Genomic DNA, 25,628 nt, shown 5'->3' with positions numbered 1-25,628 from the left:
TATTTAAAAGAAAAAGTTAGTTATCGCTACTGATTTCTGATAACAGGAGATACAGCTCCTTTAGCTAGACTGTATCTTATATGACTAAAAAAATGCTGCTAAAACCGATTCAGGGTCTTAGCAGCACTTTTTTCAATAACTTAATCCAATGAACGAACTTCGAAGCTTCTTAAATCTCTTGTTAATTCAGCACGTTTCGGTTCATATTGAGTAGGCAGCATAATCTCGCTACCCATTGTTTCATAAGACTCATCATGAGCAAATCCTGGTGTATCTGTCGCAATTTCAAACAAAATATTGCCTTTTTCACGGAAGTAAATCGCATCAAAGTAATTACGGTCGCGAACTTCTGTAACGTAGTGATTGTGACTTCTAACATGTTCTTGCCACTCTTGGTGCTCTTGTTTGTCTTTGGCACGCCAAGCAATATGGTGAACGGTTCCGACACCCATGCGGCCTTCACGAACCGCAGTTTGTTTAATATCAATCCTATTCCCAATATCTGCTGATGAGCGATAACGCACGAGATCATCTTCACTGGCTTCTTTCTCAAGTCCCATTGTTTTAGCAACCGCATCATTGGTTGATTGTGGATCCGTTGAAAATAGGACAGCTCCTGCAAACCCTTTAATGGCAACATCAGCAGTGACTTCACCAAATGCCCATTCGTTTCTTTCGCCCCCGTCTCTCTCAACAAGTTCTAAAATTAAACCGTGATCGTCACTGAATTGGAGATAGTCTTCAACGAAACGACTTGTTTTTGAATAAGCAATGTTAAATTTGTCTAGACGTTTTTCCCAAAACGGCATTGCTCCTACAGGTATCGCATACGATGTAATACCGACTTGCCCACCACCAATTTTTCCTTTAACCGCTCTCTCCCATGGGAAAAAGGTCATAATGGTCCCAGGTTTTCCGCCCTCATTCCCAAAATAGAGGTGGTAGGTGCCTGGATCATCAAAGTTAACGGTTTGTTTGATTAAACGAAGTCCTAATACCCCTGCATAAAAATCAACATTTTCCTGAACGCTCCCTACAATTGCCGTAATATGATGAATACCAACTGTTTTCATATATTATTCCTCCTTTAAAAAATTCTTGAATAAACGTTTTGTTATTTCGAATTCGAGATAACTATAACGTGGATTTTATTTTTCGTCAAACTTTTACTAATTACAAAAAGAAGAGCTTGAGACAAACGTCCCAAACTCTTCTTTCATAAAGCATCTATTCATTTATTTGTAAATTCTTGATTTCAATCAATGTTTCCTCTGGAACAGCAGCCATCAATTGTTCTTCATTTCCAACTGGCACATCTAAGAAGATTGGCATAACCGACTGATTCGGATGTTCACCAAACTCACTTTCATCGAGAGTAAAAGTGACATTATCCCAGATAGGCGTATCATTCACAACAAAGTTCAATTGAAATGACAGATTCTTTAAAGGTTCTCCAATACGATTAATTCCCATAAAGAAGGCTTGTAAACTACCGTCATCACGCTCAATATAATAACCTGTATAGCTTAACGTAAAGAGACCAATCTCTCCTAAATCAGGATTAACTTCCGTAAATTCCGTTGCTACAGCGATAACATCGTCATAAAGGACTGTTCCCTCGTCTTTTTTCAATGTATCGGGAATATATAAGGTTAAACCACCAGATTCTCCAGACATCTCAGATTCGGATTCTGTTGTTTCCGACACAACTTCGCTCTCTATCGAACTCACTGACTCTTCTGAGTCAACGTCACTTGTTTTAGAAGATATTTCGGTTGGTACATCTGACGATACTGTCTCAGTTGTTGCATCGTTGCCGCCACCGTTTCCACAAGCTGCCAATAAAAAGACTGCAGTAAGCCAAGCCCATTTTTTCATATTCTCCAACTCCTCTCCTCATACTATAAGGATACCATAGGGTTGGATTTTATAATAACAATACCCCTATATAAACGTCCGCTTATGCAACTCTTTAATCATTTCTTTACCTTGGAAAAATAAAATAAGCGCCAGCATAATCAAACTTAGAATAATTGACGTCCATGCTGGTATAGGATTATAAACCCAATGAAAGAGTAAAAACAAAGCAGGTATCAGACCTAATAAGCCAGCTGCCATCAAGTAAAGAATATAATCGCCTACTCTAATTTTAACAAACTGCACACTCGCTAACATACCTACTATAGCTGAGTTGCACATAATCGGTACTGCATAGGTTGTCGACCAAGACGACCATCCCATCAAGTAATCCATATATACACAAACAAGCGATAAAAAAACTAATAAATATAAAATACTTTTAGCCAAATTACGACGTTTTCGAATCAATATTAAAGCCACCAACCACATGGTGATAATCCCGATAAAGGCGCCTTGCAAGCCTTCAAAACGCCCTTGCCATATTAATGCAATGGGGTACGATGCAAAAACAATTAAAATCGAAATAATTGTTAATACTTTCAGTCCTCTTTGACGATTGTATTTTAGCGGGACGTCTGGGTAAGGATTATCATTTACTTTTTGAGTCACATCTAAGTCTTGATGACAAAGCGGGCAAGTCTCCCAATCCCCTTTGATTGTGATTTGACAATGTTCACATTCTCTCATTTTTTATCGCCTCCTAACTCGTCTGCTGTTACCTTATTAACCGTTACAGTTACAGGGATAGATTTGTCAGTCAGCATGCCAACATAAGCACGTTGAATATCCGTTTCAACAAAGGGAGATGTAAATGAAATGGTTAGAACGTCACCATGGCTAATTGCACAAAACTGCGGACGAACTGCGATTGTATGGAAGTAAACTTGATTAACATACGGGTCAATCTCTTCAGGAAAAGCAACTCTTCCAAGATTTGAAATTGCTAGCGTTAGATTTTTGTTGTTCCGTTTATTAATCAACTTTAATACGATATCCTTCAAAGGACGAATAATAATTCTGCCGATTGGATGATACTCAAACATAATCAAACGAGTCAGCCATTCCTCTAGACTTTCCTTGGTCAATTGCGGTTCTAGCTGATTTTTGAGTTCTTGGCATATTTCTGTAAGACTGTTTTCTTTCTCTAGTGAATAAGTGTAAGTCAAACGGGTTGTAGAGAAAAAATTACGAGCAGTATGAGACGGGAAAAATTGTCTTAAGTTTACGGGTACAGATACCGCAATCGTTTCAATTCCTTTAAAATCCTTAGCAGTTTGTTTAACTGATTCAATAAAGAGCGCTGTTAAATATATGGTTAATGAAGCCCCAATTTTTTTAGATTCAGTTAATATATCCTTGACTGGCATCTCAAGTTCAACGACTCGTGGCCGGTTATCAGCCGTATAGGTTCCCGTTACTTGATAGATATTTTGTGATTGTCGTTGTTCAGCCACTGGCATTAAAATACTTGCCGGCTTTTTAACATATTGGCTAACAGAAAAGCCAGTTTTTTTACCAATTTCACTTAGTGACTGGATGGCTGATTCAACTGACTCTAAGAAGCCACTCTTGCCTTTTTTACGAAAGTAAGTCGCAAAACTATCTTCTAGCAATTGTTGATGGGTTAAATCAGAAGTTGTTATGTCTTCTGTTATCGTAACCTCTTCATGCTTAAGTAAAATATATTCCTTTAACAAATCTTGTAAAAACCACAACGCACCAGTTCCATCTGACAAAACATGAAACACTTCGATGCTAATTCTTTTTTTCCAGTAGATAACTCTAAATAAGAGTTCCCGCTTATCGAAATGGTATAGTGCTTCACAACTGGGATTGGTGTCTAATTGGACGATCGGTCGTAAGTCACTTTCTTCCAAATAGTACCAAAACAAGCCTCTTCTCAAGACACTGTGATAAAGCAAATATTGATCATAAACTTTATTTAAGGCCTGCTGTAGAATATCAGGATCGATTGTTTCAGAAAGCTCAGCACTAAAACGGAATACTTTTGTATCTTTGCGTGACATAGCAGCTAGAAAGATATTAGAAGCATTATCCAGCCTCACCCAATTTTTTCGATGTCGTATCATTCTGTTTTCCACTTGTTTCACTTCCTTCTAAATTTCCATCTAGAAAATCTTTAATGAGTTGATAGGTTTTTTCAGTAATATCAGTCATGCTAGATCCTGTTATAAAATCATGGACCGTTCCAGTAGCTTGGAAAATACGTGTTGGTGTTCCAGCTTCTTTCATTTGGATGCCATATTCTTCTCCCTCATCGCGAAGTGGATCAAATTCAGACGTAATCACTAGCGCTTCAGGCAAACGAGAAAAGTCATCTGCCATCAAAGGTGAGATATAAGGTGACTGTCTTAACTCCTCATCAGGTTCATACATTTCCATATATTCCTGCATTTTTTTAGAGGTCAATCCATAGTCATGACCGTTCACACGAATACTGTCAAATGGTGCCTCTTCTGAATGATCCCAATAAGTGACGGGATTAATTAATATTTGTTTACCAGGCAGAGCTTTACCTTCATCTCGTAGCTTCTGACAAACAGCAGCTACCAAATTACCACCTGCTGAATTCCCAATCAGATTGATTTTAGATATATCGGTTATGCCAGTTAATTCAGTATTATTGGTAATGATGTCAATCACGCGGTAGCAGTCTTCAAATCCTGCTGGAAAAGGATGTTCCGGTGCTTTGCGATAATCAACCGACAGCACTGTTCGACCTGTTAAATCTGCCATTCGAATACAATCTTTTGTATAGGTATCGTTATTTCCTAATACCCAACCACCGCCATGAAAAAACAATAGCACATCGCGTGCTGTTCGTTCTTTAGGATGAAAAACTCGAATGGGAATGGAATGACTGCCATCTTCAGAATAAACACTTCTATCAAATACCCGATAAGTATTTCTAGGTTTATAAGCAAAGAAATCTTGTAGTTTCCTTACCCAAACATAGTCCTCCTGCATATCAATTTTCGGCGAAGATAATAATTTTAAGGCAACTTTAAAAAGTGGATTCATGGATCATACCTCATTTAGATTAATTGTTTTTTATAGCATGGCTGATAGAGCCTCAGTTTGTCAAGCAGCAAATCAAAAAGAGAGGTCAGGAGTTTAATCCCAATCTCTCTTAAAAGCTTATTCACTTAGTATAGCCATTAATTCCTCTTTACTTAACGAAGTCAGTGATTGTTGCTCATCGGAAATAACTTGATCGATTAATTGGCGTTTCTTATCTTGAAGTTCACTAATACGTTCTTCAATCGTGCCGCCACAAATCATTCGAATCACCTGAACGACATTCTTTTGTCCAAAGCGATGGACACGGTCGGTCGCTTGGCTTTCTACAGCAGGATTCCACCAGCTATCATATAGAATAACCGTATCGCCACCCGTCAAATTGAGGCCCGTTCCACCAGCTTTTAATGAAATAAGGAATAGGTCTTTTTCCCCTTCATTGAAACGGGTTGTCAAAGCTAAACGCTCTTCATTTGGTGTTTTGCCATCTAAATAGAAATAATCATATCCTAATTTAACTAACTCGTCTTGGATTAAAGCTAACATTTGAGTGAACTGCGAGAACAAGACAACCCGGTTACCATTTTCTTTAGCAGTTTCTAAATACTCAAGTAGTCTCAGTAATTTGGCTGATTCTCCCTCGTAGTTTGGCATAACTAATCTTGGGTCACAGCAAATTTGTCTGAGTCTTGTTAAGCCTGCCAAAATTCTGATTTTATTTTCTGCCAACTGCCCTTCAGCCATAAAAGTATTGGCTTCATCTCGGACTAAGGCTAATTGCGATAAATACAGGGCTTTTTGTTCTTCACTAAAGTCAATGTATTCAATCGTTTCAAATTTTTCTGGCAGTTCTTTTAGCACATTTTTCTTCAATCGTCTCAGTAGAAACGGACTAATGCGACGGTTAATGTCGGCTATCGGCATTTCCTTAAAGGCTTTTTTTGTTCCTAATAAACCCGGTACTGCAATTGAGAAGATTGAATATAGCTCTCCTAGTTGATTTTCTAAAGGCGTTCCACTTAAAGCAAACTTATTAACCGACTGTAATTCTTTCACCGCTTTAGTTGTTTTAGCAGTATTATTTTTAACGATTTGAGCCTCATCTAAAATAACCGTTCGAAACAGAGTATCACTATAATCATCTACATCACGAATTAAAACAGGATAAGAGGTAATCCACAATGGGATTGCTTGCTCTTTCGCGTATTTAATTTGTTGCTGACGTTCTTCTTTATTTCCTGTTATGAGTATCGTCGGCACATCTGGGATAAATTGCTGACTTTCTTTTTTCCAATTGTAAAGAACACTCGACGGACAAACAACGAGAATAGGCTTGTCCTGTGATTCAATTAAAGAGGCAATAAATGCCAGTGATTGAACGGTTTTCCCTAATCCCATATCATCAGCTAAAATACCACCAAAACCAAACTCATCCAACGTTCGTAACCATTGATAACCTTCCACTTGGTAGGGTCTTAAATCCGCTACAAGTGAGTGCGGTAGTTGGTAATCTTGACTATCAACAGTGGTCATTTGATTTAAGAAGGTCATAATATTCTCTTTTAATTCAGACCGCTCTAAAACATCATCGTCAATAGAAAAGAGCTTATGCAAAGGAAGTGCCATTTCTTTTTTTATTTTACTGGTTCGAATATCCATTTTCTGTAAAATAGACTGATATTCTTGGAACGCACGGTCTTGTAAATTGACTAACTTCCCATTCGATAGGCGTCGGTATTTTTTATTAGCGATCAAATCTTGCATGATTTTCTTTAATTCACTATCGTCAATTCCTTCCATGTCAAAAGTGACTTGCAAGAGATTGGATTCCCTATCCATATCAACGACAAGTTGAGCGTGACTTGGTGAGTTATAAAGTAAATGATCAAAACTTGACGATGTATATACATCCATCAGTTGACTGAATTCGGGTAATGCTTCGTAAAGGAAGCGGTAGACTTCATCGAAATCAGAAAGTAACATATGCTGGTCTTCAAATTCAAAATCAAAATCAAAACTATATAGCAAATTTAAAACACGGCCTTCTCCTTCTAAATCCAATACAACTGAATCAGGTAACCCTTCTTCCTCGTTAAAAACAGTTGTTGGATGGTAAACATAATCACCATAGTGAAATTCAAGATCAACAATTAAATGATCAGTCGTCCAATCCAAGTAGAGTTTCGGTAGTAACCGTTCCTTTTTAAAGCTCTGTTTAACGGTCTCTGATAATGTAATTGGAAATCGTTTTGATAAAGACGGCAATGAGGTTGTCAAAAAGTCTTTCATCATAGACTTAGGAATAATCACATGGTGATCTTCGTTTTCTGACAAAGCATTCGCTAAAATCGTCAGCATCCGAATTTCTTCATCTGTTAAGAAGAAAATATCATTGCGCTGAATCAATACTTTTTGGGTCGGGAAAAGATAAAACATATTAGCTTCCGGATCAATTAATGAAAAATGAAAATGGTCTGGCTCATCTTCAAGCTCTGCCATCTGAAAAGGAACAGGTAATAACAATTCGCCTTCTTCAAATAAAACAGGATCGTTTAACCGTTCTTGTTCAGAGTCACGATGGTTTATTTTAATGGAGTAGTGGCTCATAAGGGTTATTTTTTCTAAGGTTCGTTTAATTAGAGCTGGCTGAATATCAATTTCACTTTTATTAGTCGCCGTATATTGGCGGTAGAGTTGATTTTGAAATTGATAGTTTTTAATCTCCAATAAGAAATACAGCATATCCCTGTCTTTGCTATCAATATAATGTTCGGCAGGATCATAAGTAAATGACTTACCAAACATCATGGGCTGTTCTTTTAAAAAGGATAAGGCTGCTGCTTCAATATCTTTCATTTGATAAAGCTTGTCTTCACCTACTTTTATTCTTACTGAGCTTTCGTCATCATTTTCTAGCGATCGAAACGCAAATTGATAATCAAAAACTAATTTTTTACGTCCTCTAAAACCTGTTTGGGCATCTAAGAAATCAGACATTTGTTCCATAATATACTTTGCTGCCACATATTTCCGGCTATGGACGCTATAAGTCAATGAACCTACTTTTTTCGAAAATCCCTGCCGTTTTTGGGCATCATTGATAATATCATTGTAAAGGTATAGCAAGGCTATGCTATGCTTACAAGCCAAATGATCTGAGTACTTTTGACACGCACACTTTAATTGTAGCTTATCTGACGTATTTAGGCGTATTTTGACTTGACATTCTCGATCAACATAAGCTGACAATTCAATCACATCATGCATTTCCGTTAAGACAATATTACGAAAAGCTTGCTCTCGATAAATGCGTCTACCAAAACGAATAGCAGAATCAGACAAAGCTGTTTCCCTTATCACTTCTTCACTCACTAACTTCCATTTCATATCTCGGATAGGCCCCCTGAAAAGTTCTCATTCTCTTTATTATAACACATGCCCAATCTAACGGTAATGCTCACTTAAAATCTCCTTTACTTAATCAGCCTTATACCATTAAAAAAAAGGCTGGGAACTAACACCAGTTCCTAAAATAGATACGACTAATTGTTGCGTAAACGTGCTCAAAAAGCCAGCCCCGACGTCACTTTGTCATCATTGTTGTTGCTTTAGAAACTTACAATGATGATACACTTGGGCTAAAAGCCCACAGTGCATCTTTCAATGCTCGGATGATCTACGACCGTCCTGTGCTGATTCGTTCCAGTTGCCATAGCCGTTGTAGCTTTAGCTGCTTACGGATATGGTATGCGTTAGAAGATTCGGGGCTACGCGCCTTTTTTCCCACTCTCTTAGCTTATTTTTTATTCTGCTGTATTTCTTTCAATACCAGCGTCACTTCAATCTTTATAAGTCATACCATAAACAATTAAAAACAGTATCAAGCACCGATGGCTTTTTTATCTCATAGATCTCAGTGGAAGTCCTTTATTTCATTCATTTATGATTAAATATAGTATAACTTTGTCTATCTTAACAACTGAATAATCTTCCTAATTTGTCGAAAATACTTTTTCATAAGCATACCTTAAATCACCATTCGCCATAAATACATGACCACAGTATTTAAAATCAGCTTTTTCTAACGCACGTTGCATGCTTTTGTTATCAGGATGTGTATCCACACGTGTACTATGACAGTCATGGTCTTGTGCAATCTGTTCTGTTAAATTAAAAACTCTTCCAATAACGCCTTTCCCTAAATGTCCTTCAACAACAGCAACACGATGAATCGATACATAGCGTTGATTAGTCAACCACTGTCCTTCTTCTATGACATGATATAAAGGATCCTCGCCAAATAATAGAGCTAAAACAGCGACAACCTCATTATTCTCATAATATAAATAGCTATGGCCCGCCTCTATGTCAGCCTTGATGGTGCTTTCATTAGGGTATCCACTTTGCCATTGGTCAATTTCCATTCTTTTTAAGTTGTCTTTTGCAAAATTAATCGTTTCCATAATAAAAGGAATATCATTTAACAGTGCTTTTTTAAACATTATATCACCCACTTTGTTTTCATCATCAACTTTTTTAAAAATAACTCAAATTCTCAATATTTGTCTATATTATTTGAACTATTTTCACTTCATTTTAATGTTAACCTTTAAAATAATTATATTCAACAGTATGAAAAGGTTATCAGATGGCTTACTTATTCCCCAAATTGGTTTTGGAACTGTTTATTTTAAAGGTGCAGCAGGCGTTAAAATCATTAACAATGCATTGAATAACGGCTACCGCCTCATTGATTCAGCCTATAATTACGAAAATGAGGCGACAGTTGGTAGAGCAATTGCCCAAAGCCCTGTCCCTAGAGAAGACATCATCGTAACGTCCAAACTACCTGGCCGATATCATGACTATGACAAGGCTATTTATACCATTCAAGAATCACTCTATCGTGCTAACTTAGACTATTATGACCTCTATCTTATTCATTGGCCAAATCCAAAACAAGATAAGTACGTTGAAGCTTGGCGAGCATTAATTGATGCCCAAAAATGGGGCCTTATTCGGTCAATCGGCGTATCTAATTTCTTACCCGAACATATTGAACGACTAGAAAAAGAAACAGGCGTCCGACCTAGCATTAATCAAATTGAAGTTCACCCTTATTTCAATAATATGGAAACAGTACAGTGGTGTCTTGATAACGGCATTCATGTGGAATCATGGAGCCCTGTCGGTAGAAAATTGGCTGATGATTTATTGGAAAATAAAGAACTAAAAACGATTGGCGACAAATACAACAAAACGATTAGTCAAGTCATCCTGAGATGGCATATTCAATTAGGTTCTATTCCCATTCCCCGATCATCTTCTATTCAGCATCAAATTGAGAACAAATCAATTTTCGATTTTTCTCTAACAAAGGATGATATGCAGCATATTAATCAGTTAACACGCCCAGATGGTCGTATCGCTAATCAGGATCCTGATGAATACGAAGAATTTTAATCGAAATAAAAGCTTAAAATAAAGGACTGGATTCGCGAATCCAGTCCTTTATTTTTCTATTTAGCTAATAAGTTTTTTACAACTTGAGAAATGACTTTTTTATCTGCTTTGCCATCAAGTTCAGCCATTGAAAATTTCATAGCGTCCTTCATTATCATATCCGCAACTCCTTTTTCAGACAAGAAACTTTCAATATCTTCTTGCGTCATCATCGTTGGTAGATAGTTGCTAATAATCGCTAATTTTTCTTTATTTTCTTGAACAAGGTCATCTCGTCCTGCTTCGTTGGCAAATTGAATCGCCTCTTCGGTTTGTTTTTGTTCTTTCAGCAAGTAATTAATTTCTTCTTTGTCATCCATATCACGCCCATTATCAATTTTAAATGAATCGAAATGTGATTTGATAATACGGAGTACACTGATTTTCAATGCTTCCTTATCTTTACGGGCTTGGATAAAATCTTTATTAATCTGTTCTTTAATGGTCATTTGTATCACTCCTTCTGTTTATTTTAGCATGCTTTCTTTTTGAGCGACAAGGTGTAAGTCGTATAATTTCTCACTGTACCACTTATAGGTGTCAAACAAAGTACGATAACTGGCTGCTGAATCGATTTGAGGGTAGATATGGTTATCATGATTTGTTTTTTTCTCACTCGTTGCAGTCAGCATGACTGCTCCCAAACAACTACTTTCTGCCTCATGAGGAATGACTAAGGTTTTTCCAAACACATCCGCTGCAAGCTGTGCCCATTGGCTTGACTTTAAGAAACCTCCTGAAGCTAATACAATCGCTGTTTGTCCTGCAATTTCTTCAATTAAGTGAAGCACCTGATTTAAATTAAAGAGTACCCCTTCTATACTGGCACGAATCATATCATTTTTTTGGTGATAAATACCCAACCCAAAGTAACTCCCCTGCATATTTCCATCCCAAAATGGTGCGCGTTCTCCGTTTAAATATGGGAAAAAGAAAAGACCATTCGAGCCAGGAATCGTTGTTTGCATGACCTCTGGCAACTGGCTAAAGAGATGTCCCTCTCCATCAAACAAAATATGATCCAGCCATTGAATGACATTGCCACCGTTGTTAACAGCACCTCCAACTACCCATTTCCCTTGTGTGAGATAATAGCAAAACGTCCGACCTTCATTATCTAGTAAAGGCTCATCAACGGTCATTCGTAGGGCTCCACTCGTTCCAATAGTGAGTGTTGTCTGACCTTTTTCACTTGCTCCAGTTCCCAAGTTAGCTAAACAACCATCACTTGCGCCTATTACAAGCTGAGTGTCTTGATTTAGGTTTAGCTTGTTGTAAGTCCCTTGGTCCTTGATATCAAAACGGCTAGTAACATCCACTGTTCTAGACAACTGGTCAGGTCTAAGAGACGTAGCAGCTAGTATGTCTTTATCCCAATCTAGCTCGAGAATATTAAATAAACCCGTTGCCGATGCTACCGAAAAATCAACAATATACTGCCCTGTTAACTTCCAAAAGATATATTCCTTAATACCTATGAATTTATAAGCTTCCTCAATCAGGTTGGTCTCTGCTTTCATCCATAATAGCTTAGCAAATGGACTCATCGGATGAACAGGCGTACCGGTTTTTTTATAATAGGATAACCAATCTTGCTCACGCTTAAAGTCATCAATTATTATCGCTGCCCGATTATCTGACCATAATAAACAGTTGGTTATCGGATTTCCCTCTTCATTAACAGCAATGATGCTGTGCATCGCACTGGAAAAAGCTATTTCATCAATCTTTATGTCTGAATACTGTAGACTAATCGTTTGAACGGCTTCCTCAAAAGCCTGATAAATATCATCCGGTTTTTGTTCTGCTCGTCCTGCCAAAGGATAGATGGTCGGGTAACTCTTACTAATACGATACACATAATCGAGTTCTTCATCAAAAAGTACCGCTTTTAAGCTTGTCGTTCCTATATCGATTCCAATTTTATATCCCATTTCCCAACCGCCTCATCTATCATTCTCTACTTTCTTCTATTGTACATGATGGCGGTTAAATTTGAAAAATAAGAACAAAAAAGAACTTGGACTATTGCCCAAGTTCTTTCAGTCATCTTAGCGAATTGTTTGGAATGCTTTGCTCCATAACAATAAGTCATCTAGCATGCCATTTGCATTTACTTCATTGTAAGCATTTGGTTTGAAGACACTCATGTTTTCGAAATCACTCATTAATGAGAAGTTTACCGTCGTATGAACAGACGCTACACTCAACTCACCTAGAATGCTACGCATATTTTCGTGAGCGCGTGCGCCACCTAAACTACCATAACCAACTAATGCAGCTGCTTTGTTAGCTACTTCTGGTTTCAAGTAATCCATTGCGTTCTTCAATGCGCCACCTACTGAGTGGTTATATTCTGGTGTTACAAAGATGTAGCCATCAAATGATGCCATTTTTTCAGACCATGCTTTTACTGCTGCTTGAGCTGTTTCTTGGTATTCAGCTGGAACTGCTGCTCCTAATAATGGTAAGGCGTAATCTGATAAAAGAACCACTTCGTATTCAATACCTTCGTCGTTACGTTTTACTGCAAAGTCATTTATCCATTGTGATACCGCTACTGCATTATTACCTTCTCTAACACTTCCTGAAATAATTCCGATTTTCATATGATCAATCTCCTTTGTTGTTTGGTTTGTTTGTAAGTCTGATTCGTTCCCTTTAAAACTAGAAAATAATCTAGCGAAAAAACTTTGTTTAGACAATCATTGTTCCCCCTGTTTTTCGAATTCATTAATTACGAATTAAATTATCTTGCTTTCGAAATATATATTACAGGCCTTCTTACTTTTTGTCAACACCTTTTCAAAAAATATTTCGAAAAAGAAGTATTTTTATTTTTAGCAAATAGATGGCTCTCACTAGTAAGGCGTTTTATTTGACTCCTTTTTTCTAAGGTGTAAACTGAATTTAGTGACAACTACCGATGACTAAAAGGAGGAAATAGAATGTCTGAATCAAAAGCGTTATATCAAACAACTGCAGTTAATACTGGTGGCCGTGATGGCGAAAGTTACTTAAAAGATGGTGACTATTCCGTTAAAATTACCACTCCTAAAAAATTGGGTGGATCAGATGCTGGACAAAATCCTGAACAATTATTTGCTTTAGGTTATAGTGCTTGCTACAACGGTGCCTTAGAGCTCAAAATGAAAGAAGCGGGTGTAAAAGGAAAATCTCGCGTTTCAGCTGAAGTTACATTAAACTCAGACCCTACTGACAATGGCTTTAAAATTTCTGTTAAATTAACTGTTGCGATTGACGGTCAGCCTACCGAAGTCGTTCAAGACTTAGCTAATCAAGCTCACGCCTTCTGTCCGTATTCAAAAGCGACACAAGGAAATATTGTTGTGGATGTTGTTACCGAAGATTATTAAAAAAAAAGAAGTTCAAGGACGTTGAAACTGTCCTTGAACTTCTTTTTATGGTGTAAAGTGTCGAGTTGGCGTTACTTTCTGTCTCATTCGACATAAAAACTGGATAAAGCGTCAAGTCGGATATTCTTTTTGCGTCACACGACAGATTTCTTCATTTTTGTACTTAACCTCTGACTAAACGGTCACGTACTTTGTTAGAGAAATACTCAATCACTAATACTAAGACAACAAGTCCGATTAGAATAGATCCTACTTCATTCCAACGATACGCATTCATTGCAAAGATTATTTTTCAACTGTTTTAACCAACATCACGCTATTTAGTCAACTTCACATTGTCTTCTTGTATAGGCAATATATTTAAATCAGTCTCTTTAAGATAAGCATACATCACTTCAATAATTTCTTCCGTGTACTCTTTTAAAATACGACCCTTTTTCAACATATGGTAGTCTCCTCCACCTGATGAACGGTAGTTATTGACAACAATTTTAAATGTATCTGTATCAGAAATAGCTTTCCCATCAAACATCAAATCTTCAATACGTTGGCCACTCTCTTTGGAAACATTAATCGTATAACTAATACCCTCAAAGAAATCATAGTTATAAATTTGACGTTTGGGCTCTAAGTATTTTGGATGAACAGTGATTTCACCCTCACTAATGGTCCAGTAGTCTGCATTCCATTCCAAGTACTCTCTTAAAATTTCCCCATTAATTTCCATTAATACTAAGGTATTAGGGAATGGAAAGTTAGCTGCCAGTTGACGATAAGTAATTTCTTCTGAAAATCCGATTGATGTATCGTAAAGAGATGATGATGAGATATCGGCACCACTAAAGGCTAGTTGGGCTTGATTCATCATATGTGTAAAGGCATTAGGGTTCTTTTGAACCGAAATAACATCTGGCACTGAGAGCCCTTTAGCACCAGGCCCAATTTTCTCATCCAGCCAATTTTGCGTTTTTTCGTAAATATCACTAAACGCGCTTAAAAACTGCTTATCACTCTCATAGTGACTCATTTCAACGAGGCGACCAGTAAATTCTCCATCTTCATAGACCACTTCCATCACTTCTCTAGCTGTATTTGCTGCTTGTAAAACTAATGTCTGGTTGATAGTCGTCACGATACTACGGTGTTGGTGTCCTGATAATAAGAGATCAATTCCAGGAATATCCATCAGCATTTCATAGCCGACATTTTCACCTGTCAGTGTCTCCGTTGGTTCGCCGCTCTCTGGATCTCTTTCCAATCCACCATGGTAACAGACAATAATCTTATCTACTTTTCCTTTTAAAGCTGCTACTTCTTTTTGAACCGTTTCTTTAACCGGTAAAATAGTTAGTCCTACTAGATGAGCTGGTTTCTCCCAGTTAGGAATGTAATCTGTTACTACACCAATTAATCCAAATGTCACACCGTGTTTTACTACTTCAATAATCTGTGATTGACCAATTGCTTTTCCCTCATAAAGAACATTGGCTATTAAGGATTGACTCTCCATTTGGTCCATATAAGTCATTAAGAAATCACTACCAAAGTTAAAATCATGATTACCGAGATTAAAATAATCGTAGTTCAACTGATTAAGTGCCTTAGCCATCACATTTTGCTCTTCATTTTTATTAGCATAAGTTACAAAAGGACTACCTTGGTTAACATCACCATTATCAATTAAGATAACGTCATGATTTTGTCTTTCTTTTTTTAAATAAGTGGAAAAACGAGACAATCCGTAGTCAACTGCTTGATTAGATGAAAAATCAAGGGGATGGATTGTACCGTGAATATCAGTTGTACAAATGAATTTTAATTTTTTCATGCGTCTATTCTCCTAGCGTCTTTTCTTACCGTTCCAATAGTAACATATTTCCAAAAAAAAAATCACGACAATCCCTATAGAATTGTCGTGAAAGTTTATTATTGATAGATTGCTTTAATCGGATCCATTTTAGAAGCACTTAGGGCTGGTATGATTCCGAAAACAAGGCCTGTTCCAATCGACACTGATGTTGATAAAAGCATCATCGTCGGTGTCAGATAAACAGGTAGACTAATAATCGTACCTACAATTATTGCAATGCCATATCCTAAAAGCAATCCAATCACACCACCTAAAAAGGTAATGAAAGCTGCTTCTAATAGAAATTGCAACATAATCATACGTGGTTTCGCACCAATCGCTCGCCTAATTCCAATCTCTCTTTTTCTTTCTGTTACAGATACGTACATAATGTTCATAACACCAATACCACCTACAAAAAGTGAAATAGCAGTAATGGCCATTAAAAATGTCATAATGCCATTAATATAAGCCGTCACTTCTTCCATCATCTGTTCATTACTTCTATCCTCTTCGAAATAACCATCATCCTCTGTGTATTGTTGCATTAAATCATCAATCACAGTCATGGAGACAAGCGAGCGATCATAGCCATCTGCAATTTTTACCTTCAATGACTGAATCGGTTTTGAGCGTGTTAAATGATTATACGCTGCTTGCGGAACAACACTAGTCATAGCATCTTCCCAAGTATAAGATTCCAAACCGTATGAGGTAATTTCCCAGTTATAAGGTTCTTTAATCCCAATCACTTTGAACATGTAACCATTAATATTAACCGCTTGTCCGATTAAAGTCGCTGGATCATCTAAAGAAATACCGTAATCTAACACATCATGAGAGAGCACAATCACATCTTGATTGGCATCATCATTTCTAATATCACGACCATACAGAATCCGACTTTCAGACTTAAAGGGTATCATCATGGCGTAAGACTCTGCTCCAAAATAATTAATATTCATATCAACACTATCGCCACCCGAACCATTAGCGGAATAGTTGGGTAATACAGACTGAACGCCCTCTAGTCGTGATAATCGCCTCATATCAGATTTATTAAAGGTAAACTGGTCTTCCACATAAGCCATACCACCGTCGTCTGTCATCGTCATCATATGTTGAATGGTCATGACATTTGCTTGGGTCGTATCAGCTAACTGCATACTTTCTTTCTTAACCCCTTCACCAAGAGCTGCAATCGTCACAACAGAGGCAATCCCAATAATAATTCCCACCATCGTTAAGAACACCCTTAATTTATGCGCACGCAAACTCAATAAAGTACTCATCATAATATTCCTAATCATGATTGGTCACCTTCTTCCACAAAACTACCATCCTGCATACGAATAACGCGAGTAGCATATTGGAGAAGATCCTCATCGTGGGTTACCATTACAATCGTCTTTCCTTGTTGATTCAATTCTTTCAAAAGGTTCATAACACCTATTCCTGTCTCAGAATCTAAAGCACCCGTTGGCTCATCAGCCATAATAAGACTCGGTTCATTAACAAGTGAGCGAGCAATGGCCACCCGCTGTTGTTGCCCACCAGATAATTCCTTTGTTTTCGCTAATACCTTTTCTGGAATACCGACTAAAGATAGATAATGCTCTACTTTTTTACGTCGTTCTTTTTTATTTGTTTCGCTAGCATATACCAATGGTAATTCAACATTTTGCAACACATTCAATGAGTTAATCAGGAAGAATTGTTGGAAAATAAAGCCAAAATGAGCATTTCGAATAGTCGATTTTTTATTTTCATTTAGCTCAGACACATCTTCTCCTAAAAAAAGATACTGGCCATCTGAAATACGATCTAAAAAACCAATAATATTCATTAGGGTTGTTTTCCCACTACCTGATTTCCCAAGAATCATTAAAAAGTCACCTTCATAAATACTGAGGCTTAGCTGTTTCAAAACCGTATTGGTGACGTTGTTACTACCGAATACTTTCGTAACATCGCGAAGTTCTACTAGTTTTTTTCGTTCTAATTGCGCCACAAGCTATTCCCCCTCTGGTAGCTCAGTATCCATTTCAAACAAGCCTGGATCTAATATATCCCCTTCTTGTAGCTCAACTTCTGAACTTAAAATAATTTCATCTTCAGCTTCCAAACCGCTAGTCACTGGGACACCGTCAGCTGTTTTCTCACCAATATTAATCACACGTCTAACAACTGAACCAAAATCATTCACCAAAACATAGGTCACATCGCCTTCTGTATGAATGGCTTCATCTGGAATTAAAATCAAGTTATCTTCTAAATTAATGGTTGCTTGAACATGGTAGCCATTGACGATGTTTTCAAGTGAATCAAAACTTAATTTAACAGGATACTGTGACATCGTTGAACCACCATAAGGATCTGAATTTTCGGTCGTTGGTGTCGTATCTACAAATGAGACTTTTCCCGTTGTCGTATAACCATTTGAAATGACTGTGATGTCTGTGGCTTGTCCAATTGATACTTTTTCTAAATCTTTTTCATTTAATGTTCCCGATACATAGAATGTTTCAGAAATTAATTTTAAAAGGGGTATGTCTGCTTTCTTTTCTTCTGGAATAACAATTTTCCCTTTAAAAGGTGCTAAAACCTCTGTATAAACATTTTCTTCCATCATGGCGATGTTACTATAAGCCTCAGCAATCTGCGAATCGAGTTCATATAAGTTAAAATCCATCATAATTTCTTCCAAGGTTTGGCTACGTTCTTCTACCTCCATCTCATACCAACGATCAATAGCTAATTGCTGCTTATAGGCTGTATTAGCCCGATTCGTTTCTAAACGAGCCGCTTCATTGTAAAGTTGGGTGATTTCTTTTTGTAACTCTTCATTCGTATAGCTATAAAGGATCGTTCCCTCTTCTACAATCTGACCATTTTCAACCTCTAAATCACTTAAACGACCTAGAGTGGTATCTTGATGAAATTCTTGTGATTCTTCCGGAGTGACCATTCCATTAACAAAAATCTGATCAATAGCTGGTACATAAAAATACTCAATACCAAATGGGTCCTCTTCAGTGAATGTTTCATTTGATGTTTGCTTTGAAACTAAGCGTGGCACCACAATAACAAGTCCCAAGGCTACCACTAATACCAATACAATGACTAACCATTTTTTCTTTTTCATCTTTTTCTCCCCTGTATTCGAATATGAAAGCATTTTAAATCTTAAGTGTATTATACTATTAATACATCTGTAAGCAACTAAAATATGGTTGCTTTGCCACTTTTTATATAATCACTTCATGTTATACTGTTCTTTAATCACCTAGTTACGAGAAAGGAGTCTGTTAGTCAATGCTTATAAATAGAAATAAAGATGCTCGTTATATTGCCGAAAAAATTCGCTCTAAACAAGTATCTGCTGAGGAAGCTGTGAAAGATGCTATTGAGCGAATCGAATCTTTAAACCCAGAACTTAATGCCGTTGTTCATCAACGTTTCGATCAAGCCCTCCAAGAAGCACGTACACGAAATTTTGAAGGTAAACCGTTTGGCGGTGTCCCCATCTTATTAAAGGACTTAGGACAATCTCTAGCTGGGCAACCGAATACATCTGGTGCCCGCTTATTTAAGAATTACATTAGTCCGGTTACTAGTCACTATACGCAAAAGTTATTAGACGCCGGTTTTATTGTTCTTGGACAAACTAACACACCTGAATTTGGCTATAAGAATATTACTGAGCCGGACCTACATGGACCTAGCCGCAATCCATGGCATACCACCTATTCTCCTGGTGGGTCTAGTGGTGGTGCCTCTGCTGCAGTGGCTAGTGGCATGGTGTCAGTTGCTGGCGCTAGTGATGGCGGTGGCTCTATTAGAATCCCTGCTTCCTTTACCGGTCTAGTGGGGTTAAAACCAACTCGCGGTCGAACACCCGTTGGTCCCGGTGCAGGCCGAGCATGGCAAGGCGCATCCATTGATTTTGCTTTAACGAAAACAATTGGCGATACAGCCGCTATGCTAGATGCTTTGCAAGTGGTTCAACCAGCCGCAGCTTTCCAAGTCCCTCTCTTTACGGAAGGCTATCAACAAGCTTTGAAAAAGCACAGAAACAAACCATTCCGTATTGCCTTTTCATTGGAATCGCCTATCCACTCTGACGTTAGTCAGGACGCAAAAAATGCCGTTTTAAAAGCAGTCAGATGGTTGGAAAAACAAGGACATCTAGTCGAGGAAAAAAATGTTCCTATCGATGGGATTTCTTTAATGGAAAGTTATTACATTATGAACTGCGGTGAAACTACCGCTGTCTTAGAAAGTGTAGAAGAACAACTGGCTCGACCATTTACCTTAGATGATATGGAATTAGTTACTTGGGTCATGTATCACGCTGGTAAAAAAGTGAGCGCTGCTGCTTACTCGAATACCATTAAAGCTTGGGATAGAGCAGCTGAAACGATGGCACAGTTCCGCAAACATTATGACCTCTTCCTCACACCTACAACGGCAGAGACAGCTCCTAAAGTTGGTACAAAATGGCAATCTGATGCCCTAATGGAACAAATGAAACACATTCAAGACTATTCTATGGACGACCAGCAACAGATTGTTTGGGATATGTTTGCAGACAGTCTTCCCATCACCCCATTTGGTATGCAAGCAAATTTAAGTGGCGAACCAGCTATCTCCTTACCAATTCATTTAAGCAAAAACGGCTTACCTATCGGTGTTCAATTCATAGCTCCTAAAGGAAAAGAAGACTGGCTATTGGCTATCGGACAGGCCATGGAAGATGATGGGCTATTTATTTAGTTTTCAGATGCAATTGATGAATGAAGAGCGTATACTTTAGTTAATAAACTCAAGGAGGAATGATCCTATGATTATCACAACAACCGCAAGTGTAGAAGGAAAAATGATTAGTTCTTACGAAGGCATTGTATTTGGAGAAGTTATTTCAGGTATTAATTTTATGAAGGATATCGGAGCAGGCATGCGAAACTTTTTTGGTGGTCGCTCTCAAGGCTACGAAGATGAAATTTTAACTGCTAGAACGCAAGCCTTAGCTGAAATGGAGGATCGTGCTCGAGAACTTGGCGCTGATGCTGTCGTTGGTGTAAAAATGGATTATGAAACACTTGGCGCTGATAATGGCATGATTATGGTGACTTGTAGCGGAACAGCTGTTAAATTGATTTAATTATTAAGATTACTTATACCTCCTTTCTTCATATTGTTATTCATTAAATCCAATGGTAGAATTTAATTGAGCGGCAGAAAAATATAATGAATACGAGGATTTACTATGGAGGATATTCAAATTTATTTATTGCTAACAGACACAAGTAGTTTGTTAACACAAACCATTAAATTATTTACCCGCCAAAAATACAATCATATCTCCATTGCTTTCGATAATGAACTCGAAAACACCTATAGTTTCGGTAGAAGAAAAATCTCAAATCCTTTTATAGGTGGATTCGTTAAGGAAGATACGGGCTCGAATTTCTTTCTTCGCTCTGATTGTGCCATCTATTCATTGACAATTACTCAGAATGAAAAAGTAAAATTAGATGAGCTTATTTACAAGATGGAAGCTGATAAACAAATTTGGCATTATAATTTTTTAGGATTGATTACAGCTTTTTTTGAAATTAATTGGGATCGAGAAAATCATTATTTCTGTTCTCAGTTTGTCGCAACAGTTCTCAGTGAAGCAGGTATTTTTAAAACTAACAAGCCTCTTTCTTTAATTAGTCCAATGGATATTTTGGAAAGCTTGTCTTGTAAGTTGGAGTACGAGGGAACACTATTTGACTATTCTCAAGATCAATCGCTCTCTCAGCTCTTACACTATCCGTCTTCTACTAAACTAAAAAAGAAGAACTTCAGCTGAGCCGAAGTTCTTCTTTTTATTTCTTCAATTTTTCGATGATTTTTAGGGTCGCTTCCTTATTATCTTGAGTAATAAAGAGATCTGTTTTTTCTTTCAATTGGTGAGAGATTACATTCATTTCAGCAATATTTGCTGAGAATTCTTCCATCGTAGCCAATATTTCTTCTGTATTTGCTGACACTTCTTGGATACCTGCTGCATTATTTTCAGCAACTAACAAGATTTCTTTCGTACTATTTAATAAGAAGTCTTTTTTACCATTCATTTCATCTGTCAGTTTAATCGTTTCAGTTATTTCATTTGTAACTAAAATAACTTGATCAGAAACAATTTTTGCTGAAGATAGGGTTTCTTTAATGGCCTCTGATTGAGTCGCGCCATTTTCTGATGTTTGGCGAACGTTATCAACCATTTCTTTCGATTTTTCTTGAACAATCTCAATGATCTCACTAATATCATTTGAAGCAATCGTACTTTGTTCAGCTAGTTTTCTAACTTCTTCTGCAACAACTGCAAATCCTTTTCCTTGTTCGCCAGCATGTGCAGCTTCAATTGATGCATTCAAGGCCAGGAGGTTAGTTTGATCTGATATATCACTAATCACTTTAGTCATCGTTTGAACTTTTTGAACATAGTCATTCACTTCAAAAATACTATCCATCAATGTTTTCAAGGTTTCATTTGACTTTTTACCATTAATATCAATATTTGTCATATGAGTTTGATTGATAGAGTTTGCCTCATTTGTTTCTTCCATATAGCCACCAATACGAAGTAATGACTCCTCAATTTGGGTGAAATAATCAGAAAGAATTTTAACATCCTCTGCCATTTGTTTTATTTCGATTGTCTGGATAAATGTTTCTTCTGCAATAGAAACAATCGTTTGAGAAACCTCTTCCGTTGATTTATTCGTTTGCTTAGCGATTTCTGTTAATTCAGAAGACATACGAAAGACACTATTAGTTTGTTCTTGAATACGACTAACCATATCTTTAAAGTTATGGGTCATATCAGAGAATGCTCGTGTAATATTTTGTAATTCATTTTTGTGCGTATAATGCTTGGATGGATCAATTTGAGAAGTAAATAAACGATTTTCCTTTATTGTAAATTGCGTTGTCAAATCGCCTTCCCGAATTCTCAAATAGCTTCCTAATAGCATATTAATGACAAGCTGGATAATACTATTTAGCTTTTTATAAGCAATAAACGTTACTACTCCTCCTAAAAGAAGAATGAGGGCCGTTCCAATCAAAATACGATTTATATCCCCAAGTTCTTGGCTGATGACCTTCTCACCAATATAAACAATTAAAGCTGGTAAAACCACTGCAGCAAAGACATACGGTAAGGCCGATATCCCTACACTTTTTTGATAGATAACCTTTTTGTTTTCATTTTCACTCATAACTTTCCTCCGATTCTAACTTTTATGAAAAGCCTTACTCTCATAATCGGTCTTTTTTTATAGAAATTAAGTAGAAAAAAGACTAAACTCAATTAATAGTTTAGTCTTTCCTTTTATTCGTTTAACGGTACATTTTTTCTGCTTCTTGGCGAGCTTTAACAGCTTCTTCAAGTGTATCGAATGTGCCTAAATGTTTTGATTTTCCATCAACACTGATGCTAGATTTGTAGCGCGTGCCGCTCTTCAACTCAACTTTGCTGACTCCTACATATCCTGTGCCATTTGTTGTTTTTTTAGTTGGTGCTTTTTTAGCAGGAGTTTTTTTCTGAACAGCTGGTTTAGTTGCTACTTTTTTAGTTTCAGCTACTTCTTCATGGCCACATGTTGTTACGATTTGATTTTTTAAATCAGCTTGTTTAGCCACAACAGTCTTTCCACATGAACATTCGCACGTCCAAAAACGTCCTTTTTCTTTAACTTCAGCTTTAGCAATTACTGTTAAATCTCCGAATTGTCTTCCTGTTAAGTCAATTCTTTTTTTCATATCTGGATTACCTCTTTCTACGATTACATACGACCCATCTGTCGAGTCAACATTTTTCATTATACTTAAAAGGCTGCCATTTGGCAAACACTCATAAGAAAAGCGGACAAGTCCGCCTTGGCCTATGAAAAAATAGGAAATTTGACCCTGAATTGTCAGGAGACTTCACGCTTCAGCGGGTTAGTCGAATGATAGGCGTTAGCGAGCAGCGAAGCGCGCAATGGGGCAAATTTATCTTTTTTTCACTAGGTCAGGACTTGGGAGCTAGACATTGATGGCTGAACTTATAATCCCCTAGTCTATGAAAAAATGCTAGTAAGGCTCTCCTTTTTCATCAAACGTTCTTACTTCAAGGATTGATTTAATAACCACTGCAATAATGGCACCCAAAATAGCACCTAAAGGGCCAAACAAAATCATGCAGACAATCGTTGATAGAAAGGTATAGAGCGGACGCACCCCAATTGCCTTTCCTGTAATAACCGGTTCAAAGATTTGACGAAAGACGACAATGACAATGTATAACAATCCAATTTGCCATGCTAGTGTTGTATTTCCAATTAAAAAGTGAATAATCGCCCATGGAATCATTACAATACCACTTCCAAGAATTGGGATCATGTCAACAAAGGCAATACCTAATGCCTTTAGAGACCAGAGATCAACGCCAATCAATCTTAATCCAATGGCTAAAATCAGGTACACAAGCGCTGATAATTTTAGTGTTGCTTTTATATAATTAACAAGTCCTGACATGATGGCATTTAAAACATCTTTCATATATCCTTTTCTCATCATTTGGTCCCCTTTCTTTATCTTCACTTATTATAGATAAGTTCCACCCTCTTCGCATCCGTCTTAAGTCGGTTTTTTGTATTTTTCTCTTACCTTGCAATTCATTCTAATTCGAAACAAAGGTGGTATTCGTATTGAAACATCATTTAAAGAACAAGTCATTGGCAGTAGTTGCTCATGGTCATCACGCTTATTCTGGAAAGTATGAGCTTGATGAAAAACCAAACCCTCTATCACCATATGACCGTCAGCATGATTCCTAAACATTTAAATCAAATACAAGATCGTATCATTAAGGTTGAAGGAGGTCGGATTTTGATAACCTCCAAGGCAACAACATCTAACATTCTATGGAAACGTGCTGAGAGTAACCGAGTTAACCTATTATTTTGGGCTCACTCGACACATTAAGGCAAAAACTAACTAATTGATCTAATAAAAGCTCTAGAAAGTTACAGATAACCTTCTAGAGCTTTTATTGACTAACTGTTTTCCATGATACAAGTGAAAAGTCTTCTTCTAATAGCCTTAAACAATCATCGTCATATCGTAAGTGATACTCCCATACTCTCATTTGCCAATCGTCATTGTGGACAAAGTCACTACTCTCTTTTGATGGATGTAGACACAATTCTGTGACACCGGGTGAAAGTTGCATGAGTTCGTTCATATCGTAAGCTTTTAATTCAGGATAAGATGAAAAGTGTCTTGTATTTGGGTGAGTGATAATCCTATCGGGGAGTTGGATCCCTTTTACTTCTGCAAATGTTAGCTATTTTTGATGGTCTTTTTTTAAAGCTGTTGAGAGACTTGTTTTCTTTCTGGGAAATCGGAAAGATAACTGATGGCTTTGGCAAAATGAAGGGCAACTGAAAGAAAGGACTTGTCATCTGTACCATATAAAATACCATCATGACGGTCTAAGTGATCAAACTTAAAACCTCATTGTTCCCCTGCATAATATTGGGCTGCGATTTCAGATAAAACAGCATCACTATCCGACTGTTCAACAGCAGTTGCGTATTTATTATGGAAATAGCCCTGCTTATCCACAAGTGGTTTTTCCTCATCAATCGGCGCTTGGCACTCCCACTTGATAGGGGTTAAATCCGATGTCAATGTGACATGAAGGCCAACACTGATATGCGGAATCTCCTTTATTCGATCTGCTGCATCCTTTACAGCATAGGCTGGCATAACAAGAGAGGTTGCCGTAATTTTTCCACCTAAAGCGAGTTCTTCTATAACTTCATTGGTTGCCTGATCAATCCCAAAATCGTCCGCCGTGATAATTAATTGCTTAGTCATCGTGTCTGACCCCCTCCTCTCTA

The 25,628-nt window shown here is 37.3% G+C and carries 25 protein-coding genes; 6 read left to right on the top strand and 19 right to left on the bottom strand.

The window, feature by feature from the left end; translation table 11 throughout:
- Positions 1–140 precede the first annotated feature (140 nt).
- The 7 genes from BW721_RS00560 to BW721_RS00530 all read right to left on the bottom strand — a co-directional run bounded on the left by BW721_RS00560 (position 141) and on the right by BW721_RS00530 (position 9,461).
- On the bottom strand, positions 141–1,073 hold the full coding sequence (locus BW721_RS00560) for a ring-cleaving dioxygenase (RefSeq protein WP_076765179.1): 933 nt from the start codon (positions 1,071–1,073) through the stop codon (positions 141–143).
- Between the two features lie 154 nt (positions 1,074–1,227).
- A complete protein-coding gene (locus BW721_RS00555; protein WP_076765177.1) occupies positions 1,228–1,878 on the bottom strand; it encodes a hypothetical protein in 651 nt (216 codons plus the stop codon).
- 66 nt (positions 1,879–1,944) lie between these two features.
- Positions 1,945–2,607 (bottom strand): DUF6320 domain-containing protein, encoded by a 663-nt coding sequence (locus BW721_RS00550; RefSeq protein ID WP_076765175.1) that lies wholly within the window; start codon positions 2,605–2,607, stop codon positions 1,945–1,947.
- Complete coding sequence (locus BW721_RS00545) at positions 2,604–4,010, bottom strand: alcohol acetyltransferase (RefSeq protein WP_076765173.1); 1,407 nt, start codon at positions 4,008–4,010, stop codon at positions 2,604–2,606. The genes BW721_RS00550 and BW721_RS00545 overlap by 4 nt, the downstream gene beginning before the upstream one ends.
- A complete protein-coding gene (locus tag BW721_RS00540) occupies positions 3,973–4,962 on the bottom strand; it encodes an alpha/beta hydrolase (protein ID WP_076765172.1) in 990 nt (329 codons plus the stop codon). Before BW721_RS00540 ends, BW721_RS00545 begins: the two co-directional genes overlap by 38 nt.
- Before the next feature lie 117 nt (positions 4,963–5,079).
- A complete protein-coding gene (locus BW721_RS00535; RefSeq protein ID WP_076765171.1) occupies positions 5,080–8,346 on the bottom strand; it encodes a DEAD/DEAH box helicase in 3,267 nt (1,088 codons plus the stop codon).
- Between the two features lie 605 nt (positions 8,347–8,951).
- Complete coding sequence (locus BW721_RS00530) at positions 8,952–9,461, bottom strand: GNAT family N-acetyltransferase (protein ID WP_083686733.1); 510 nt, start codon at positions 9,459–9,461, stop codon at positions 8,952–8,954.
- A 130-nt stretch (positions 9,462–9,591) separates the two neighbouring features.
- Here BW721_RS00530 and BW721_RS00525 point away from each other — a divergent pair, with 130 nt between their 5' ends.
- Positions 9,592–10,422, top strand: a complete 831-nt coding sequence (locus BW721_RS00525; RefSeq protein WP_076765169.1) for an aldo/keto reductase — start codon at positions 9,592–9,594, stop codon at positions 10,420–10,422.
- Between the two features lie 56 nt (positions 10,423–10,478).
- Here the strand turns inward: BW721_RS00525 and BW721_RS00520 are convergent, their stop codons facing one another.
- The 3 genes from BW721_RS00520 to BW721_RS00510 all read right to left on the bottom strand — a co-directional run bounded on the left by BW721_RS00520 (position 10,479) and on the right by BW721_RS00510 (position 13,166).
- Entirely contained in the window at positions 10,479–10,910 is a 432-nt protein-coding gene (locus BW721_RS00520; RefSeq protein ID WP_076765167.1) for a GatB/YqeY domain-containing protein, read from the bottom strand.
- An 18-nt stretch (positions 10,911–10,928) separates the two neighbouring features.
- Positions 10,929–12,395: a gluconokinase gene (locus tag BW721_RS00515; protein ID WP_076765165.1), complete on the bottom strand. Its 1,467-nt coding sequence runs from the start codon at positions 12,393–12,395 to the stop codon at positions 10,929–10,931.
- A 117-nt stretch (positions 12,396–12,512) separates the two neighbouring features.
- Complete coding sequence (locus tag BW721_RS00510; RefSeq protein ID WP_232222931.1) at positions 12,513–13,166, bottom strand: NADPH-dependent FMN reductase; 654 nt, start codon at positions 13,164–13,166, stop codon at positions 12,513–12,515.
- A gap of 243 nt (positions 13,167–13,409) precedes the next feature.
- Between BW721_RS00510 and BW721_RS00505 the strand changes: the two genes are divergently transcribed.
- The gene (locus BW721_RS00505; protein WP_076765163.1) at positions 13,410–13,838 is read left to right on the top strand and encodes an organic hydroperoxide resistance protein; all 429 of its coding nucleotides are present in this window, start codon (positions 13,410–13,412) and stop codon (positions 13,836–13,838) included.
- Between the two features lie 316 nt (positions 13,839–14,154).
- Here the strand turns inward: BW721_RS00505 and BW721_RS00500 are convergent, their stop codons facing one another.
- The 4 genes from BW721_RS00500 to BW721_RS00485 all read right to left on the bottom strand — a co-directional run bounded on the left by BW721_RS00500 (position 14,155) and on the right by BW721_RS00485 (position 18,832).
- Positions 14,155–15,666 carry a bifunctional metallophosphatase/5'-nucleotidase gene (locus tag BW721_RS00500; RefSeq protein WP_076765161.1) on the bottom strand — a complete coding sequence of 504 codons (1,512 nt, stop codon included), beginning with the start codon at positions 15,664–15,666 and terminating at the stop codon, positions 14,155–14,157.
- A gap of 98 nt (positions 15,667–15,764) precedes the next feature.
- Complete coding sequence (locus BW721_RS00495; protein WP_076765159.1) at positions 15,765–16,997, bottom strand: ABC transporter permease; 1,233 nt, start codon at positions 16,995–16,997, stop codon at positions 15,765–15,767.
- Positions 16,994–17,698 carry an ABC transporter ATP-binding protein gene (locus BW721_RS00490; RefSeq protein WP_076765157.1) on the bottom strand — a complete coding sequence of 235 codons (705 nt, stop codon included), beginning with the start codon at positions 17,696–17,698 and terminating at the stop codon, positions 16,994–16,996. The genes BW721_RS00495 and BW721_RS00490 overlap by 4 nt, the downstream gene beginning before the upstream one ends.
- 3 nt (positions 17,699–17,701) lie before the next feature.
- Positions 17,702–18,832 (bottom strand): efflux RND transporter periplasmic adaptor subunit, encoded by a 1,131-nt coding sequence (locus tag BW721_RS00485; protein ID WP_076765156.1) that lies wholly within the window; start codon positions 18,830–18,832, stop codon positions 17,702–17,704.
- A gap of 170 nt (positions 18,833–19,002) precedes the next feature.
- Here BW721_RS00485 and BW721_RS00480 point away from each other — a divergent pair, with 170 nt between their 5' ends.
- The 3 genes from BW721_RS00480 to BW721_RS00470 all read left to right on the top strand — a co-directional run bounded on the left by BW721_RS00480 (position 19,003) and on the right by BW721_RS00470 (position 21,547).
- A complete protein-coding gene (locus BW721_RS00480; RefSeq protein WP_076765154.1) occupies positions 19,003–20,463 on the top strand; it encodes an amidase in 1,461 nt (486 codons plus the stop codon).
- 67 nt (positions 20,464–20,530) lie between these two features.
- A complete protein-coding gene (locus tag BW721_RS00475; protein ID WP_076765152.1) occupies positions 20,531–20,851 on the top strand; it encodes a putative heavy metal-binding protein in 321 nt (106 codons plus the stop codon).
- Positions 20,852–20,956: 105 nt separating this feature from the next.
- Positions 20,957–21,547 (top strand): hypothetical protein, encoded by a 591-nt coding sequence (locus BW721_RS00470; protein ID WP_076765150.1) that lies wholly within the window; start codon positions 20,957–20,959, stop codon positions 21,545–21,547.
- 16 nt (positions 21,548–21,563) lie between these two features.
- Here the strand turns inward: BW721_RS00470 and BW721_RS00465 are convergent, their stop codons facing one another.
- The 3 genes from BW721_RS00465 to BW721_RS00455 form a co-directional block, all read right to left on the bottom strand.
- Positions 21,564–22,958 carry a methyl-accepting chemotaxis protein gene (locus tag BW721_RS00465; protein ID WP_076765148.1) on the bottom strand — a complete coding sequence of 465 codons (1,395 nt, stop codon included), beginning with the start codon at positions 22,956–22,958 and terminating at the stop codon, positions 21,564–21,566.
- A gap of 121 nt (positions 22,959–23,079) precedes the next feature.
- Positions 23,080–23,502 carry a hypothetical protein gene (locus tag BW721_RS00460; protein ID WP_076765146.1) on the bottom strand — a complete coding sequence of 141 codons (423 nt, stop codon included), beginning with the start codon at positions 23,500–23,502 and terminating at the stop codon, positions 23,080–23,082.
- Between the two features lie 312 nt (positions 23,503–23,814).
- Positions 23,815–24,297, bottom strand: a complete 483-nt coding sequence (locus BW721_RS00455) for an AI-2E family transporter (protein WP_076765144.1) — start codon at positions 24,295–24,297, stop codon at positions 23,815–23,817.
- Positions 24,298–24,431: 134 nt separating this feature from the next.
- Here BW721_RS00455 and BW721_RS12195 point away from each other — a divergent pair, with 134 nt between their 5' ends.
- Entirely contained in the window at positions 24,432–24,560 is a 129-nt protein-coding gene (locus BW721_RS12195) for a hypothetical protein (RefSeq protein ID WP_257787744.1), read from the top strand.
- 212 nt (positions 24,561–24,772) lie between these two features.
- Here the strand turns inward: BW721_RS12195 and BW721_RS11720 are convergent, their stop codons facing one another.
- Positions 24,773–24,967, bottom strand: a complete 195-nt coding sequence (locus BW721_RS11720; protein WP_156892164.1) for a hypothetical protein — start codon at positions 24,965–24,967, stop codon at positions 24,773–24,775.
- A 272-nt stretch (positions 24,968–25,239) separates the two neighbouring features.
- Entirely contained in the window at positions 25,240–25,605 is a 366-nt protein-coding gene (locus BW721_RS00450) for a ChbG/HpnK family deacetylase (RefSeq protein WP_076765142.1), read from the bottom strand.
- Positions 25,606–25,628 lie beyond the last annotated feature (23 nt).

It is taken from the genome of Jeotgalibaca sp. PTS2502 (assembly GCF_001975685.1).
GTDB classification, from domain to species: Bacteria; Bacillota; Bacilli; order Lactobacillales; family Aerococcaceae; genus Jeotgalibaca; species Jeotgalibaca arthritidis.
This window is presented reverse-complemented; position numbering and strand designations above follow the sequence as displayed.